Source organism: Polynucleobacter sp. 31A-FELB (genome assembly GCF_018882405.1).
Classification (GTDB): Bacteria; Pseudomonadota; Gammaproteobacteria; order Burkholderiales; family Burkholderiaceae; genus Polynucleobacter.
This window is the reverse complement of record NZ_JACVOO010000001.1, coordinates 1-16528: the sequence shown is the minus strand read 5'-3', so window position 1 is coordinate 16528 and position 16528 is coordinate 1. Positions and strand designations below refer to the sequence as shown.

12 protein-coding genes and 3 tRNA genes are annotated in these 16528 nt (G+C 44.7%); 12 read left to right on the top strand and 3 right to left on the bottom strand.

Going from position 1 to position 16528, the window contains the following annotated elements:
- Nucleotides 1-40: 40 nt before the first annotated feature.
- Complete coding sequence (locus tag ICN30_RS00075; RefSeq protein ID WP_216272528.1) at nucleotides 41-2626, bottom strand: bifunctional aconitate hydratase 2/2-methylisocitrate dehydratase; 2586 nt, start codon at nucleotides 2624-2626, stop codon at nucleotides 41-43.
- A 389-nt stretch (nucleotides 2627-3015) separates the two neighbouring features.
- Here ICN30_RS00075 and ICN30_RS00070 point away from each other — a divergent pair, with 389 nt between their 5' ends.
- From ICN30_RS00070 to ftsB, 4 genes are read left to right on the top strand one after another with little or no spacing between them, the layout of a single operon-like run.
- Complete coding sequence (locus ICN30_RS00070) at nucleotides 3016-4677, top strand: CTP synthase (protein ID WP_216272527.1); 1662 nt, start codon at nucleotides 3016-3018, stop codon at nucleotides 4675-4677.
- Between the two features lie 9 nt (nucleotides 4678-4686).
- The gene (gene kdsA, locus ICN30_RS00065) at nucleotides 4687-5550 is read left to right on the top strand and encodes a 3-deoxy-8-phosphooctulonate synthase (protein ID WP_216272526.1); all 864 of its coding nucleotides are present in this window, start codon (nucleotides 4687-4689) and stop codon (nucleotides 5548-5550) included.
- 34 nt (nucleotides 5551-5584) lie between these two features.
- Complete coding sequence (gene eno, locus ICN30_RS00060; RefSeq protein ID WP_216272525.1) at nucleotides 5585-6871, top strand: phosphopyruvate hydratase; 1287 nt, start codon at nucleotides 5585-5587, stop codon at nucleotides 6869-6871.
- Nucleotides 6872-6892: 21 nt separating this feature from the next.
- Complete coding sequence (gene ftsB, locus ICN30_RS00055; protein ID WP_216181412.1) at nucleotides 6893-7219, top strand: cell division protein FtsB; 327 nt, start codon at nucleotides 6893-6895, stop codon at nucleotides 7217-7219.
- Nucleotides 7220-7226: 7 nt separating this feature from the next.
- Here ftsB and ICN30_RS00050 read toward each other — a convergent pair whose 3' ends face one another.
- Nucleotides 7227-8192, bottom strand: coding sequence for an Hsp33 family molecular chaperone HslO (locus ICN30_RS00050; RefSeq protein WP_216272524.1), 966 nt, complete (start codon nucleotides 8190-8192; stop codon nucleotides 7227-7229).
- A 67-nt stretch (nucleotides 8193-8259) separates the two neighbouring features.
- On the opposite strand from ICN30_RS00050, the gene gltX reads away from it, so the two are divergent.
- The 8 genes from gltX (at nucleotide 8260) to ICN30_RS00010 (ending at nucleotide 16273) form a co-directional block, all read left to right on the top strand.
- Complete coding sequence (gene gltX, locus ICN30_RS00045) at nucleotides 8260-9663, top strand: glutamate--tRNA ligase (protein ID WP_216272523.1); 1404 nt, start codon at nucleotides 8260-8262, stop codon at nucleotides 9661-9663.
- Between the two features lie 81 nt (nucleotides 9664-9744).
- Nucleotides 9745-9820 (top strand) — tRNA-Ala (locus ICN30_RS00040).
- 40 nt (nucleotides 9821-9860) lie between these two features.
- Nucleotides 9861-9936 (top strand) — tRNA-Glu (locus ICN30_RS00035).
- 56 nt (nucleotides 9937-9992) lie between these two features.
- Nucleotides 9993-10069, top strand: a tRNA-Asp gene (locus tag ICN30_RS00030).
- Between the two features lie 722 nt (nucleotides 10070-10791).
- On the top strand, nucleotides 10792-11520 hold the full coding sequence (locus tag ICN30_RS11715) for a response regulator (protein ID WP_216272522.1): 729 nt from the start codon (nucleotides 10792-10794) through the stop codon (nucleotides 11518-11520).
- Nucleotides 11517-12812 (top strand): histidine kinase dimerization/phospho-acceptor domain-containing protein, encoded by a 1296-nt coding sequence (locus tag ICN30_RS00020; protein WP_216272521.1) that lies wholly within the window; start codon nucleotides 11517-11519, stop codon nucleotides 12810-12812. The genes ICN30_RS11715 and ICN30_RS00020 overlap by 4 nt, the downstream gene beginning before the upstream one ends.
- A 443-nt stretch (nucleotides 12813-13255) precedes the next feature.
- Nucleotides 13256-15421 (top strand): tetratricopeptide repeat protein, encoded by a 2166-nt coding sequence (locus ICN30_RS00015; RefSeq protein WP_216272520.1) that lies wholly within the window; start codon nucleotides 13256-13258, stop codon nucleotides 15419-15421.
- A gap of 63 nt (nucleotides 15422-15484) precedes the next feature.
- Complete coding sequence (locus tag ICN30_RS00010; protein WP_216272519.1) at nucleotides 15485-16273, top strand: hypothetical protein; 789 nt, start codon at nucleotides 15485-15487, stop codon at nucleotides 16271-16273.
- A 15-nt stretch (nucleotides 16274-16288) separates the two neighbouring features.
- Here ICN30_RS00010 and ICN30_RS00005 read toward each other — a convergent pair.
- Nucleotides 16289-16528 (bottom strand): IS3 family transposase (locus ICN30_RS00005; RefSeq protein ID WP_216272518.1); only part of this gene is annotated, 240 nt, incomplete at its 5' end.

Sequence of the window (16528 nt, the reverse complement as noted above, 5' to 3'; positions counted from 1 at the left end):
TCGCCTTTTTTATTGCCCCAAACATCGGGGCTATTAATGCTTAAATTGTTACCGTGTCAGCAACATCGCTGAATGACTTAATCTTGTCAAAGTTCATGTACTTATAAACTTCACCAGACTTGGCATTCAATGACTCAACTTGCTCGAAATATTCCTGCGGCGTTGGGAGGCGACCCAAGAGTGCTGCAACCGCTGAAAGCTCAGCAGAAGCAAGGTACACACGAGTATCGATACCTAAACGATTTGGGAAGTTACGTGTTGATGTAGAAACTGCTGTAGAGCCTTTGCGGATCTGAGCCTGGTTACCCATACAGAGTGAGCAACCTGGAGTTTCCATACGAGCACCTGTAGCACCCAGAATGCCGTAATAGCCTTCTTCGGTCAAAATCATCTGGTCCATCTTAGTTGGAGGAGCCACCCATAGGCGAGTAGGCATATCCTTTTTACCCTGAAGAACTTGACCAGCTGCGCGGAAGTGTCCAATGTTCGTCATGCAAGATCCGATAAATACCTCATCGATTTTCTCGCCAGAAACTTCAGACAAGAACTTCACATCGTCTGGATCATTAGGGCAAGCTAAGATTGGTTCTTTAATCTCGCTCATATCGATTTCGATTACTTCAGCGTAGTCTGCGTTTGTATCTGCTTTGAGTAAATCAGGTTTAGCAATCCATGCTTCCATTGCTTTGATACGACGACCTAAAGTGCGCTTATCTTCGTAGCCATTTGCAATCATCCACTTCATCAAAGTGATGTTAGAGCGCATGTATTCAATGATCGGCTCTTTGCTGAGAGCAATTGCACAACCTGCAGCTGAACGTTCTGCTGAAGCATCAGACAACTCAAATGCTTGTTCAACTTTCAGATCAGGCAAACCTTCGATTTCTAAGATGCGCCCAGAGAATACGTTCTTCTTGTTTTGTTTTTCAACAGTCAACAAGCCTTTCTTGATTGCATACAAAGGAATCGCATTTACTAGGTCACGCAAAGTGATGCCAGGCTGCATTTTTCCTTTGAAGCGAACCAATACAGACTCAGGCATATCCAAAGGCATTACGCCAGTTGCAGCAGCAAACGCTACCAAGCCAGAACCAGCAGGGAAGGAGATGCCGATTGGGAAACGAGTATGGCTATCGCCACCAGTACCGCAGGTATCTGGCAAGAGCAAGCGATTTAACCAGCTGTGGATCACGCCATCACCTGGACGTAATGCAACGCCGCCACGGTTGGTCATAAACGCTGGTAACTCATGGTGAGTGCGAATGTCTACTGGTTTTGGATATGCAGATGTATGGCAGAAAGATTGCATTACCAAGTCAGCAGAGAAGCCTAAACATGCCAAGTCTTTTAATTCATCACGGGTCATTGGACCAGTGGTGTCTTGTGAGCCGACTGTAGTCATGTGTGGCTCGCAATAAGTGTCTGGGCGTACGCCTTGACCTTCTGGCAATCCACAAGCGCGGCCAACCATCTTTTGCGCCAAGCTGAAACCTTTTTTGTTATCAGGTGGGCTAACAGGGATGCGGAATTCTGTAGAAGCTGGCAAGCCAAGTGCTGCTCGCGCTTTAGCTGTGAGGCCACGACCGACGATCAAAGGAATGCGACCGCCTGCACGAACTTCATCCAAAATTACTGGTGACTTGAGTGAGAAGGCGGCAATTTCTTTACCGTTCTTAAATGCTTTACCTTCGTATGGACGCAATTCAATTTCGTCGCCCATATTCATGTCGGAAACGTCTAACTCGATTGGCAATGCACCAGCATCTTCCATAGTGTTAAAGAAGATTGGGGCAATCTTTGTACCTAAGCAAACACCACCAAAGCGCTTGTTCGGAACAAATGGAATATCTTGACCAGTCCACCACAACACCGAGTTGGTTGCAGATTTACGTGATGATCCTGTACCAACAACGTCACCAACGTAGGCAATTTGATTGCCTTTCTTTTGGAGAGCTTCAATTTGCTTCATTGGGCCACGAACACCAGCCTCATCTGGCTCAATGCCTGGACGTGGGTTCTTCAGCATGATCGTTGCATGCAATGGAATGTCTGGACGGCTCCATGCGTCAGGAGCAGGTGAAAGGTCGTCGGTATTCGTTTCACCGGTAACTTTAAATACGGTGAGCTTCATGCTTTCTGGAACAGCGGCACGGCTCGTAAACCACTCGGCATCAGCCCAGCTTTGCAGAACGCCTTTCGCTTCTGCATTACCTTTTTCAGCTAATTCTTGTACATCATGGAAATAGTCGAACATCAACAAGGTCTTTTTCAAAGCTGCTGCAGCAGTAGCTGCACACTCTGAATCGGAGAGCAATTCAACTAAAGGCTTAATGTTGTAACCGCCGAGCATAGTGCCCAAAAGCTCAGTAGCCTTAATGCGTGAAATCAAAGGAGACTTCTCAGTTCCTTTGGCAACGGCATCCAAAAATTCTGCTTTAACTTTAGCTGCTTCATCAACACCAGCGGGTACGCGGTTTGTGATGAGTTCAAGTAATTCTGCTTCTTTACCCTTTGGAGGATTTTTGAGCAAACCCACTAGTTCGGCAGTTTGATCTTTAGTCAGGGGGAGGGCTGGAATTCCAAGGGCTGCGCGTTCGGCAACTTGGGCGTTGTAGGCTTCTAGCATCGTATTTCCTATCGGGTAAGAGTTATCAACTTAAGGCTCAGCAGGGCTTATTTCCCTATCCAGTCTATTGTAATTGCTAATTCATGTCTTATATAAGACTTAATTGTTAAAAGTTCTCAAAAAATGCCTCATTTAAGGGCTAAATAGGGGTTTATGGGGATAAACCAATAATTGTCAGTAATTCAACACAATTGCAGAAGGGGTATTAGATCCGGGGTGATGGAGGATTAAGGGTTGGTAAAAGAATTCTGGGTGGCAAAAAATTGCCTATAAAACAGGCAAATTTTATGTTGAGCTAGCTGGCAGCCCGAGAGTTATTGGATAGCCCAAGAATTTATCCTGACAGAGTCGCTATCGTTATAATTACTTTTTCCAACAGAGCTTAAGCGATGACCAAATACGTTTTTGTCACTGGTGGTGTGGTTTCTTCTTTAGGGAAAGGAATCGCAGCTGCCTCGCTTGCCGCGATTCTTGAATCCCGCGGCCTGAAAGTCACCCTCCTAAAATTAGACCCATATATCAACGTTGACCCTGGGACAATGAGCCCGCTTCAACATGGCGAAGTCTTCGTTACTGAAGACGGCGCTGAAACTGACCTCGATCTTGGCCACTACGAGCGCTTTGTCTCCGCAAAGATGCGGAAGAGCAATAACTTCACAACTGGTCAGATTTATGAATCTGTCATCAGCAAAGAGCGACGCGGTGAATACCTTGGTAAGACAGTTCAAGTTATCCCCCATATTACGAATGAAATTCAAGCATTTGTAGAGCGCGGCGCTAAGGCAAGTCACGATGGCAAAGCTGATATTGCTATTTGTGAGATCGGTGGAACGGTGGGTGATATTGAATCACTGCCATTCCTTGAAGCAGCCCGCCAAATGAGTATCCGCCTGCCAAAACACAGCTGCGCCTTTGTTCATCTGACTTTGGTCCCGTACATTGCAAGTGCAGGGGAGTTGAAAACAAAACCTACGCAGCACTCAGTACAAAAGTTGCGTGAAATCGGCATCATGCCGACCGTACTCTTATGCCGCGCAGATCGCCCAATTCCAGAAGATGAGCGCTCTAAGATCTCACTGTTCTCGAACGTTCGTGAAGAAGCTGTGATTTCAGTTTGGGACGTTGACACCATCTACAAGATTCCTGAGATGCTTCAAGCTCAGGGTATGGATGATTTGATTTGTCGTGAATTAGATATTGAGGCTAAGCCTGCAGATTTATCTGTTTGGGCAAACTTGGTTTATGAGTTAGCTAATCCGCAGCACGAAGTCACCATTGGTATGGTTGGTAAGTATGTTGAGCTAACCGAATCCTATAAGTCATTGATCGAAGCTTTGCGTCACGCAGGTATTCATAATCACACCCGCGTCAACATCAATTACATTGACTCTGAAGTCATTGAAAAAGATGGTGTTGACTGTCTTCAGAATCTTGATGCAATCTTAGTTCCTGGTGGTTTTGGTAAGCGTGGCACAGAAGGCAAGATTGCTGCCATTCGTTATGCCCGTGAAAACAATGTTCCTTACCTGGGTATTTGCTTGGGTATGCAGTTAGCTGTGATTGAGTTTGCGCGTCATGTTGCTAATATTGCCCAAGCAAACAGTACTGAGTTTGATCCTGAGACTGAGAGCCCAGTTGTGGCTTTGATTACCGAGTGGGTTGATCGTGAAGGCCGTGTTGAGAAGCGCACCAATGATTCTGATCTTGGTGGAACCATGCGCTTAGGCTCACAACGTTGCCCTGTTAAAGCAGGCACTTTGGCTCATGAAATCTATGGCCCTGAAGTGAATGAGCGTCACCGCCATCGCTATGAAGTGAATAACATCTACGTGCCGCGTCTTGAGAAGTCTGGCCTGATTATTTCTGCTAGAACTCCTAACGAATCCTTGCCTGAAATGATGGAGTTGCCTAACTCAATGCATCCTTGGTTCTTTGGTGTGCAGTTCCATCCAGAGTTCACATCAACGCCACGTGATGGGCATCCACTATTCTCTGCTTTCATTAAGGCGTCATTGATTCATCAAGCTGCTTCCCAAAAGCAAGCAGCCTAGGAGATCGTTATGAGTGCTTTTAAGTTATGTGGTTTTGATGTTGGCCTAGATCACCGTTTTTTTCTTATTGCGGGTCCTTGCGTTATTGAGTCTGAGCAATCTGCTTTAGATATCGCTGGTGAGCTTAAAGAGATTACTGCCTCACTAGGAATCCCATTTATCTACAAGTCATCTTTTGATAAAGCCAATCGCTCATCTGGGACTTCCTTCCGTGGCTTAGGCATGGAGAAGGGGCTAGAGATTCTGGCACGTGTAAAACGTGAAATTGGCGTACCGGTTTTGACTGATATCCATGACATCAGCGAAATTGCTCCTGTATCAAAAGTGGTCGATGTTCTTCAGACGCCAGCCTTTTTATGCAGACAAACTGACTTCATTCGAGCTTGCGCTCAAAGCGGTAAGCCAGTGAATTTTAAGAAGGGTCAGTTCCTATCCCCGCATGAAATGCTGAATGTGATTGATAAAGCGCGTGCAGCAGCCGCTGAAATGAACCTAGCAGATCAATTTATGGTTTGTGAACGTGGTGCTTCTTTTGGCTACAACAACTTAGTTTCAGATATGCGTAGCTTGGCAATTTTGCGTGAAGCAAAGGCGCCAGTTGTTTTTGATGCAACCCATTCAGTTCAACTTCCTGGCGGTCAAGGCAATGCGAGTGGTGGGCAACGGGAATTTGTTCCTGTACTGGCCCGTGCTGCTGTTGCAGTTGGTATCAGCGGCTTATTTATGGAGACACATCCAGATCCAGCTAAAGCGCTTTCTGATGGTCCAAATGCTGTGCCGCTAAACCGCATGAAAGAACTGCTGGAATCTTTGCTTGCAATTGATTCCGTTGTTAAGAAGCCCGGATCATTTTTAGAAGATAGTTTTAAGTAACACCCCAAATTCATTTTTACTTAGGAGAAGGTGCATGAGCGCCATTGTTGACATCATCGGTAGAGAAGTTTTAGATTCACGCGGCAACCCAACGGTTGAGTGCGATGTATTGCTTGAATCAGGCGTTATGGGACGTGCTGCAGTGCCATCTGGCGCTTCAACAGGTTCACGTGAAGCCATTGAGCTCCGCGATGGAGATAAAGCACGCTACCTAGGTAAGGGCGCTCTTAAGGCGGTTCAAAATATCAACATCGAGATAGCTGAATCAATCTTAGGTCTTGATGCTAGTGAACAAGCTTTCCTTGATCACACCTTAATTGAGTTGGATGGTACTCATAACAAGGCTCGCTTGGGTGCTAACGCAACTTTAGCCGTCTCTATGGCTGTAGCGCGCGCCGCTGCAGAAGAAGCTGGCTTGCCTTTGTACCGCTACTTTGGCGGATCTGGCGGTATGCAATTGCCAGTACCAATGATGAATATCGTTAATGGTGGGGCGCATGCCAATAACAGCCTGGATATTCAAGAATTTATGGTGATGCCTGTCGGCGCACAAAGCTTCCGTGAAGCCTTGCGTTGTGGCGCGGAAATTTTCCATGAGTTGAAGAAAATTTTAGGTGCGCAAGGTATGCCAACCACTGTTGGAGATGAGGGTGGCTTTGCCCCGAACTTCAAGAGCAATCAAGAGTGCTTGCAGACCATCATGAAGGCAATTGAAGGTGCCGGGTATCAAGCTGGTGAAGATGTCTTATTGGCTTTGGACTGTGCAGCTAGTGAGTTCTATAAAGATGGCAAGTACCACTTATCAGGCGAAGGTCTACAACTAACTTCCAGTGAGTTCTCGGACTACCTCGGCAATTTAGCCGATCAATTCCCGATCGTATCGATTGAAGATGGAATGCATGAGAGTGACTGGGATGGATGGGCAGACATTACTCAAAAATTAGGCAAGAAAATCCAATTAGTTGGAGATGACCTCTTTGTTACCAACACTCGCATTCTTAAAGAAGGTATCGAGAAGGGCATTGCTAACTCTATCCTCATTAAGATTAATCAAATTGGTACATTGACAGAGACCTTTGCTGCGATTGAAATGGCGAAGCGTGCTAATTACACTGCAGTCATCTCTCATCGCTCTGGTGAAACAGAAGACAGCACGATTGCTGATATTGCTGTTGGCACAAATGCCGGCCAGATTAAGGCGGGTTCACTGTCTCGCTCTGATCGAATTGCAAAGTACAACCAACTGCTGCGTATCGAAGAAGATTTGGGTGATGTAGCTACTTATCCAGGTAAATCTGTTTTCTATAACCTTAAACGCTAACTAGTAGCAACTTCATCTCTTATGCGGATTGTCATCTACTCTATGCTGTTATTGCTTATCGCAATACAGTACCCACTTTGGTTGGGTAAGGGTGGATGGCTTAAGGTTTACGAGATGGAGAAACAGCTTGAGTTACAGCAGGCCAAAAATAGCTTGCTGAGCTTACGCAATGCAAAACTTACTGGTGATGTTAAGGATTTAAAAGACGGTACCCGCGCAATTGAAGAGCGTGCTCGTGTTGAGCACGGCATGATTAAGGAAGGTGAGTTCTTTGTACAAATTCTACCAACCGAAAAATCAGCCACCAACGCATCTGATGGCGAAAAGCCAGCAACAACCAAGCAATAATTAGCGCTTAATGACCGCTAGATGGTGGTCTCGTAGCATCAGCTAGCAAGTCTGTTTTAAATACTTGCCTGCAATCAACCGCATCAAAGCGATAAGCTTTAGCGCAAAAATCACACTCAGTTTCTACAGCACCTTGTTCTGCAAGGATGCTTTCAACTTCCTCTTCACCAAGCATTCTGAGGACATCGGCTACCTTAGCGCGGGAGCAGCGGCAGCCAAAACGAACAGGACGAGCCGGAAAGCTGCGAACACCGCTTTCGGCGGATTCCTCTAAAAAGAGACGGCGGAGGATAGTTTCTGGGGATAGGGTCAATAACTCTTCATTGGTGATGGTTTCACCAAGCGTCTGAATTCTCGTCCACCCTTCAGCGGCTAACTGAGGATCAAGGTGGGCATGACCACCAGAATCAGGCAATCGCTGCAAAAGCAATCCACCAACATGAGTATCGTTTGATGCTAGCCAGATACGGGTATCTAACTGCTCTGAATTTTGCATGTACAGAGCAATTGCCTCAGCAGCGCTAGTTACTGGCTTAATGACCGTGCCACGGTGCTCCTGAAGAGCCACAATGCCTTGATAGGGCGGTTGACCGGGCTGACGGTCAGATGGATCGAGAGTGATCACCAGTCGACCCGTATTGTCCGCATCCAATAGCTCGCCAAGGGTGGCTTCGGGATCAATGCTTGCTGCGTCAACAGAGAGCTTTACCGTGGCTCGCATTGTCAGGTCAGATTTGCATTCGACCACCAGAAGCTGGATAGGGCCTTTGCTTTGAGCTTGAATAATCAAAGTCCCATCAAATTTGAGGCTGGCGCTTAAGAGCGTCGCTGCGCCCACGAAATCACCCAGGATTCGTCGAATCACAGGGGGGTCATTACGGCGCTCTAAAACGGCCTGCCAGGCGCTGCTAATAGAAACAATTTCCCCGCGGACTGGGGCGCCATCACACATAAATACAAGTAATTCGTTCATAGGTGAAAGTATCCACTTTTTTGAGGGTCAGGTGCTAAATGATGAATTCCTAGGCCGACCTGAGATAATGTCATTTATGCATATACGTACACGTTTCGCCCCCAGTCCAACGGGCTTCATTCACTTGGGCAACCTTCGCAGCGCTTTGTATCCATGGGCTTTTGCCCGTCACAACAAAGGCGATTTCATTTTGCGTATCGAGGATACCGATGTAGAGCGCTCTACCCAGGAGGCGGTCGACGTCATTATTGAAGGTATGGCTTGGCTTGGTCTAGATTTGGATGAAGGCCCAATCTATCAAATGCAACGCATTGATCGTTATCGCGAAGTTGTTAAGCAAATGCTAGATGCTGGTCTTGCTTATCCTTGCTATATGAGCGAGGAAGAGCTCAATAAGCTGCGCGACCAACAGATGGCGAATAAGGAAAAGCCGCGCTATAACGGCCAATGGCGTCCAGAGTCTGGCAAAACTTTGCCAGAAGTTCCAGAAGGTGTTTTGCCAGTGATTCGCTTTAAGAATCCCATCGGTGGATCCGTTATCTGGGAAGATGCAGTTAAAGGCAAGATTGAAATTAGCAACGATGAGTTAGATGATTTGGTGATTGCTCGTCCTGATGGAACGCCAACCTATAACTTCTGCGTTGTGGTGGATGATCTTGATATGAACATTACCCATGTAATTCGTGGTGATGATCACGTGAACAACACGCCTCGCCAAATTAACATCATGAAGGCACTCGGTGGTACGCCGCCGGTATATGCCCATTTGCCAACAGTCTTGAATGACTCTGGCGAAAAAATGAGTAAGCGCAATGGCGCCATGAGTGTTCGCGATTACCAAAAAGCAGGGTACTTGCCCGAAGCCATTCTGAATTACCTTGCACGATTAGGATGGTCTCATGGTGATGCGGAGATCTTTACTAAAGAGCAGTTTGTGAATTGGTTTGACTTGGCTAGCCTTGGTAGATCACCAGCACAGCATAATCCTGAAAAATTGCTTTGGCTAAATCATCAATATATTCAGAATGCAGATCCAGCTGTTCTTGCTGAAGCAACTAAGCCTTTTGCGCACGACTTGGGTATAGATACAGAGAAGGGCCCGGACTTTGTTCAAGTGGTTGCACTATTGAAAGACCGTGCAAACACCTTGATTGAAATCGCTGAGGGAGCAAAGCTTTTTTACTTGCCGGCACCAGCGCACAATCCTGAACAAATCGCTGCAAATATCCCAGCTGAAATCGTTCCAGCTCTAAAAGATTTGATTGAGGCGATTAAATCTGCGGAGCATACAAAAGCGGCCTATGGCGCAGCTTTTAAAGAAGTTTTAGCCAAGCATCAGATCAAAATGCCAGCATTAGCAATGCCTGTCCGTTACGCCTTATTTGCTACAACACAGACCCCAGCGATTGATTCTGTCTTGGTTGTTTTGGGTAAGGATGAAGCTGTAGAAAGGCTCTCCAAGGTCGTCTAAGGCAGAATTTGCGTCCTCCTACAAAAATAGGATAAAATCTTGGATTGTTTTGAGTGTCTTGTAGATTTTTAGCGAGATTACGGGGGTATAGCTCAGCTGGGAGAGCGCTTGCATGGCATGCAAGAGGTCAGCGGTTCGATCCCGCTTATCTCCACCAAGCATTTAAAATAGCAGCATTAGTTTTAGCAGTAGTCCAGGTCCCCATCGTCTAGAGGCCTAGGACATCACCCTTTCACGGTGAGTACGGGGGTTCGAATCCCCCTGGGGACGCCAAATTTTTGGCTAGTTGTGAGTAGTAAGAAGTGACACAAGTAGCATGCGATGTACTTGGAGCGGTAGTTCAGTTGGTTAGAATATCGGCCTGTCACGCCGAGGGTCGCGGGTTCGAGTCCCGTCCGCTCCGCCAAGTTAGTATATAAATCAAGGGCTTATAGCCCTTGATTTATATCTGGACCATCTAATGGACCAAAAAAGACTGGCACTTTTAGCGCTCAATATCTCTCAATTCTTAACTTCCTGGCGTTAACCTCACTTTAATCTATCGAAGTTTGTTATTGCTTCAAAAAACTATCCTTCACTTTGAAACAACCTGTACACATAGATAGCTTACGTATGGTGATTGTCTGATTAATTACCTCTAGCTCACTCCTGAGTAAAGGATTTTCTGTCTGTTGGTCTCATCGCCGCTATCTGCCTGTGAGGCTGGATTAAGCTACATCAATAAGCAAGAAGGTCTAGATTTCTCTGGGCCTTTTACGTACTTGGTCCCTCGACCTGGGCTCGAATCAGGGGCTCACGCATTAACTGAACAGTTTGGGCACTATTTAACGCAAACAAAGTCAATCTAAGACAGCTATTTAGTGTCTGGAAGTAGCTTGGGGCAAAATACTAGTAAGCAACCTTTTCTTATAGCCTTACTTGTCGACGTATTATTTATGCGCTTTCTTTAGCAATTAATATGTGCGGTGGTTTAAGTGCGTAAGACCACGTTTGTAAAAATGACTTTAGGCTATTTTCACTGCTGTTACAAATTGTTACAAGAAGTACTAGACTTACCACATCCATCAATTTAGATTTGATGAACATTCTTTTTTTTCAATCCCACCATAGTATCGGATTAAATAATCTGTGAGCGCGCAATGTCAAATATTAGTTATTGATGATGATGAGCGTTTGCGGTCTTTGATTTCATCCTATCTCACTCAAGAAGGTTTTAATGTGAGTGTTACAGGCGATAGTGAAGAGGCATTTCTAATTATTTATGAGAAAGATCCACATTTAATTATTCTGGATATCAATTTACCAGGTGCAAATGGCCTTACCATTTGCCGTAAGTTACGCCATACAGGAATTGTTACCCCTATCATTATGTTGACTGCTCGTGGCGATGATTCAGATCGAATTTATGGGCTGGAAATTGGGGCCGATGATTATCTTACAAAGCCTTTTAATCCCCGTGAATTAGTTGCGCGTATACGTGCGGTATTGAGACGGCAAAGTATTGCCGGCTTTTCTCTATTTGAAACAGAGTCGATAGTTTATAAATTCGGAAGATTTGTATTGGATTTAAAAAAACAATCCTTAGCTAAAAATGGAGAAGATATACATATTTCTGGTGCAGAATTCGCTCTGCTGCGTCTACTAATCTCAGAGGTAGGCAAGCCCATCTCGCGTGACCAGTTAGTGGCCCGCATGACATCGAAGGAGCATCATCCAGATCAGCGTGGAATTGATATGTTGGTATTCAGACTTCGCAAACGATTGGATGACCGCGAAACGCTAGGTGGGATGATACGTACACTACGTGGGGTGGGGTATATATTTGTTGCTGATGTGAGTACGGAGAAGGGCGCATGAGTATTTTTGCGCATAGGCCTGTTGGCTTATTTCAGAAAATTTGGTTTTGGTTTCTGCTGCTGATTACATTTAATCAGGCAGCAATATTAGTGTCTTATTACGTGTTCATTGTTCATCCCACCGCCAGTAGTCTGACGACAGTTTTTATGGGCTTAGCGGATGCCGTGGAGCGGCAGCGATCCTCACACGAGCAAAATCGACTGGGCGTACTAAAGGATCGCTGGGTTTCAAAAGACTACATCATGGTCATTCCTGGTTCACCACCGAACTTAGTACCCTCTCCGCCGTATCCCGCACTCGGTGTAATTGAGTCCAAACTTCGCTCAGTTTGGGGTGATCGCGTACAACTTGGTTACAGCAAAATTCCGGATCGAATTTTATGGCTTCAGTTTTTACGAGAGGAAAATCCTTTTTCGATAGGCATTCCATTTAACATACGCTTACAAACCCAGTTGGTGATGCTCTTAGTAATAATGTTAATTTTTATGCTGACCATCATAGCTGCTTGGGTTGTATCAAATCGATTCGGACGCCCTTTACTCCAGCTATCCAATGCTGCAAGAAAACTTGGTAGAGGGGAAAATATTGATGTGATGAAATCAGTGCCCAAGGCCCCACCAGAGGTTTCCGAGCTCGCAATCGCGCTAAAGCAAATGCAAGATGAGATTTACCAAATGCAGGCCGAGCGTGAACGTTTCTTAGCGGGTATTGCGCATGACATGCGAACACCTTTAAGTCGGATGCGTGTTGCTATTGAGTTTCCTGAAATTTGTCATACACATCTTGCTGCGGGTCTCCGGGAAGATATCGAGGAAATGCGTATGATTCTGGATCAGTTTTTAGAGTTGTCTAGACTGGATGCTGAAAAATCAGAGCCTTTTATTGAGGGAGACATTAGCAGGCTAATCAGTGAAGTTGTTGCGAAGTATGCTCGGGCTGAGGCACCGATTACTCTAAGTATTCAAAAAACAAAGCTAACTCACTTTAAGCCAATTGCTCTCACCCGAATACTTTACAACATCATTGATAACGCCCTTCGACATGGTAAGGGGGCAATATTGGTTGAAACAGGATCAGATGGTAGTGGGGTATGGCTATCTGTTACGAGTCAAGGTGACAGTCTTGTAGCGAATTCTGCCTTATTTCAGGCCTTGCAATGGGTTGGTAGCTCAGGTCAAAGCGGTCTGGGTACCGCGATTATCCGCCGACTCTCTGATGTTCATTCGGCCGAGCTCGCTATCCAGATAGATGATGAAGGCACCAGGAAAGTGGTGTTGCGATTTAAAAAATAAGTAATTTTGATCATAATTTCGAAGAATAATCAAAATCTACTTTATTACAGCCACCTTTTTAAGTTGTTAGCTGGGAATAATGTTTGTTACAAATTGTGACAAATAAATAAGCAATCTTATGAAAGAATAAGTTCAATTTAGTGGCTAGTAACATAAAAGTAAAAAATTATGACAAATACCGATACATCTATTGGTGATACTGAGATTATATTAAGCAATATATGGCGTGATCAGCTTAAAACGGTAGCAGTCCTTCTTGCTACATCTGCATTTCTGAGTTTTGGCAGGAATCATCCTTATCCTCTTCTGGAAGTGCAGATAAGTCAAATATATTCTTCGTGATGGTTGATGAGATACGCTAAGGTCGAGCTATGACCCATCCACCCAATCTCCTACAAAGTAAATCCTCGAAGTTGGGCGGGGAAGCGCATTTACAAAATCACGTGACCTTGTTACTTAGTCGGGGATTTGCGTTGCATCAGCAATATAAGTTCACAGAAGCGCAGGCCATCTATGAGCGAGTAATAGTCATGCAGCCAAATTATTTTGATGCCTTGCAACTTATGGGCGCTTTGTTTAATCAGACGAATCAGTATGTAAAAGCCGTTGAGTTTTTGAATAAAGCATTACAAATTAATCCAAGTTACGCTCCTGCTTACTCTAACCGCGGTAATGCACTAAAAGAACTAGGGCAGATAAAAGAGGCCCTAGCTAGTTACGATAGGGCTATACAACTCAAGCCCGACTTTGCAGAAGCTTTCTCAAATCGAGGTAATGTATTGGCAGATCTTAAGCGTTATGATGAGGCTGTTGCCAGTTACGATAAAGCGATTCGCCTTAAGCCAGACTATGCTGAAGCCCACTCCAATTGCGGCAACGCATTAAAAGAGCTAAAGCGTTCAGAAGAGGCTCTAGTCAGTTACGAAAAAGCTATTAGCATTAATCCAAATTACGCCGAAGCTTACTCTAATCGTGGTAATGCCCTACAACAGCTTGGACGATTACAGCAAGCACTCGCAAGTTTCAACAAAGCCATCAGCATTAATCCAAATTATGCCGAAGCTTACTCTAATCGCGGCAATGTTTTCATGGATTTGAGGTGTTACGAAGAGGCCCTATCTAGTTTTAATCAAGCGATTAGAATTTATCCGAATTACGCTGAAGCTTACTCTAATCATGGTAATGTTTTACAACATCTTAAATGTTATGAAGAGGCCCTGGTCAGTTACGATAGAGCCATCAGCATTAATCCAAATTACGCCGAAGCTTACTCTAATCGCGGCAATGCCTACATGGAGCTAGAGCGCTTTGAAGAAGCACTTGTCAGCTTCAACAAAGCCATCAGCATTAATCCCAATTACGCCGAAGCTTACTCTAATCGCGGTAATGCCTTGGCGAATCTTGGACGTTATGATGGGGCTGTTGACAGCTACGACCAAGCGATTATTATTAATACAAATTATGCCGAGGCTTACTCTAACCGCGGTAATGCCCTACAAGAGCTAGGGCGTTTAGAGGAGGCGCTGAATAACTACGATCAAGCCATCGAAATTAAGCCGGATTACGCTCAGGCCTACTCTAATCGTGGTAACACACTACAAAATCTTGGCCGTTTAAATGAAGCTCGTGCTAGTTTTAATAAATCCATTGATATCAATCCAAATTACGCTGAAGGGCATTGGAATTTATCTTTATTGAATTTATTAGTAGGTGATTTTAAGGATGGTTGGCAAGGCTATGAATGGCGCTGGAAAAATAAAACTCTCCAATCCTTTAAATATAAGAGGTATTTTCAAAAACCGCTGTGGCTTGGCGTGGAGTCTTTGAAAGATAAGACGATCTTAATTTACGCTGAGCAAGGCTTAGGCGACACAATTCAGTTTTGTCGCTACGTTCCACTGGCTGCCCAGCTTGGAGCCACGGTCATTTTAGAAGTTCAGCCTCCTCTAGTAAATTTGCTTAAAAATATTGAGGGGGTTTGTCGGGTTGTAGCTAAGGGTGATGCGCTTCCTGCGTTTGATTATCAATGTCCCTTGCTATCACTACCGCTTGCTTTTAAAACAGAAATTCACAGCATCCCGCCAATACCGCAAGTATTTATCGGAAATCATTGGAGGAGTAAAGGGTGGCAAGCTAAATTAGGTAAAAAAAGTATGCCCCGCATAGGTCTTGTATGGAGTAGTGTCTCTAATTTTAATAAAGACCATGCTCGAAGTATTACTCTTGCACAATTATTGGAAGTTTTACCGAAAAAAGGTTTTGAGTATATTTGCCTTCAAAAAGAAATTAAAAAAGCAGATAAAGAAATCTTGGCGGCAAATCCTCAAATTCAATTTTTTGGAGATGCACTAAATCATTTTAGTGATACAGCAGATTTAATTCAGTGTGTAGACTTGGTGATCAGCACCTGCACCAGCGTTCCTCATTTGAGTTGCTCGTTAGGAAAAGAAACTTGGTTAATACTTTCTTATATGCCTGACTGGCGCTGGCTATTAGGCCGAAATGATAGTCCGTGGTACTCAACAGTAAAGCTGTATAGACAGAATATTCCAGATGACTGGGGTAGTGTATTTACGAATGTTAGGGAAGACCTGCTTTCTATGACGTGAGTTGTATTTTTTTCATTCTTTTATTTTAAAAATCGTTTTTAATTCTTTAAGGAAATTATCAATATGGGCACTTTAAATATTGGCGCAGCAGCATCCTTTGGGTTGTTAGGGCAAATTTTGTATTTGAATTCTTCGGCGTTGGGTGGGCAGGGCACAATAAATTATTCTTACGGATATGTTGATGCCTCCCAACTCTATAACCAGGTTCCACTCGGGGCGATGGCGACGGAAACAGTACAGACCGCATCAAATGTTCAGGCCATGCAAAATTTATTTAATGATCCATCGAGCGTGAACCCTGGCTTTAATCTCGAGAATGGTATTTACGGGCGCAATGGTAGTGGAACTATAGATACCAATTTCCCCGTCACATCCACAATGACAATAACGACAGTTCCAGTACCCGCTGGAAGTTATAACGTTAATCTCAGCACTGCAACCCAAACATCTAATAACCCTACTGAGGTGGCCGCTTCCTCACTTCAATTTATATTTATTCCGGGTTCTACTCAAAGCCAATCATTGACTTATAGCGAGGGTGCGACTATTTCCGAATCAGTCACGAATGGCATTACTAACACCACCACGAATGCAGAAGGACAAACCGTTGCATTAAGTGAAACTTGCGCCACCTCAGTTACTGGTGGTGTGCCAGGTGATAGCACTAGTGCATCTGCATCGGAGTCAGCAGCGATTTCTTACGCATGGTCCCAAACGAGCTCCCAATCAACCAACTATTCGACAACGAACACAAGTCAGACCAACACTACAGTATCTTCAACCACCACTGTTAACCTTAATACCGCCACACCTAATGCAGATGGATCTTATACCTACGGCGCCTATACTTGAATCGCTACCAATATCCTAGACACTTGCCAACCTCGCTTGGTACTGCTGTTCAAATCTTACCGGAGAAAGCCCATTGTTGTAACTATGGCGTCTAACCGGGTTGTAAAACATTTCGATGTAATCAAAGATATCTTCTCTTGCTTTTGCTCTGCTGGCATAGGTTTTACGTTTGATCCGCTCCCGCTTGAGTAGTTGGAAAAAGCTCTCGACTACAGCGTTGTCATGGCAGTTTCCGCGCCGACTCATGCTTTGCTT

Bases quoted from the DNA above. Each gene is read 5' to 3' on its own strand.
- ICN30_RS00075 (WP_216272528.1), bottom strand. From the start codon at position 2,626: ATGCTAGAAGCCTACAACGCCCAAGTTGCCGAACGCGCAGCCCTTGGA.
- ICN30_RS00070 (WP_216272527.1), top strand. From the start codon at position 3,016: ATGACCAAATACGTTTTTGTCACTGGTGGTGTGGTTTCTTCTTTAGGG.
- kdsA (WP_216272526.1), top strand. From the start codon at position 4,687: ATGAGTGCTTTTAAGTTATGTGGTTTTGATGTTGGCCTAGATCACCGT.
- eno (WP_216272525.1), top strand. From the start codon at position 5,585: ATGAGCGCCATTGTTGACATCATCGGTAGAGAAGTTTTAGATTCACGC.
- ftsB (WP_216181412.1), top strand. From the start codon at position 6,893: ATGCGGATTGTCATCTACTCTATGCTGTTATTGCTTATCGCAATACAG.
- ICN30_RS00050 (WP_216272524.1), bottom strand. From the start codon at position 8,192: ATGAACGAATTACTTGTATTTATGTGTGATGGCGCCCCAGTCCGCGGG.
- gltX (WP_216272523.1), top strand. From the start codon at position 8,260: ATGTCATTTATGCATATACGTACACGTTTCGCCCCCAGTCCAACGGGC.
- ICN30_RS00020 (WP_216272521.1), top strand. From the start codon at position 11,517: ATGAGTATTTTTGCGCATAGGCCTGTTGGCTTATTTCAGAAAATTTGG.
- ICN30_RS00010 (WP_216272519.1), top strand. From the start codon at position 15,485: ATGGGCACTTTAAATATTGGCGCAGCAGCATCCTTTGGGTTGTTAGGG.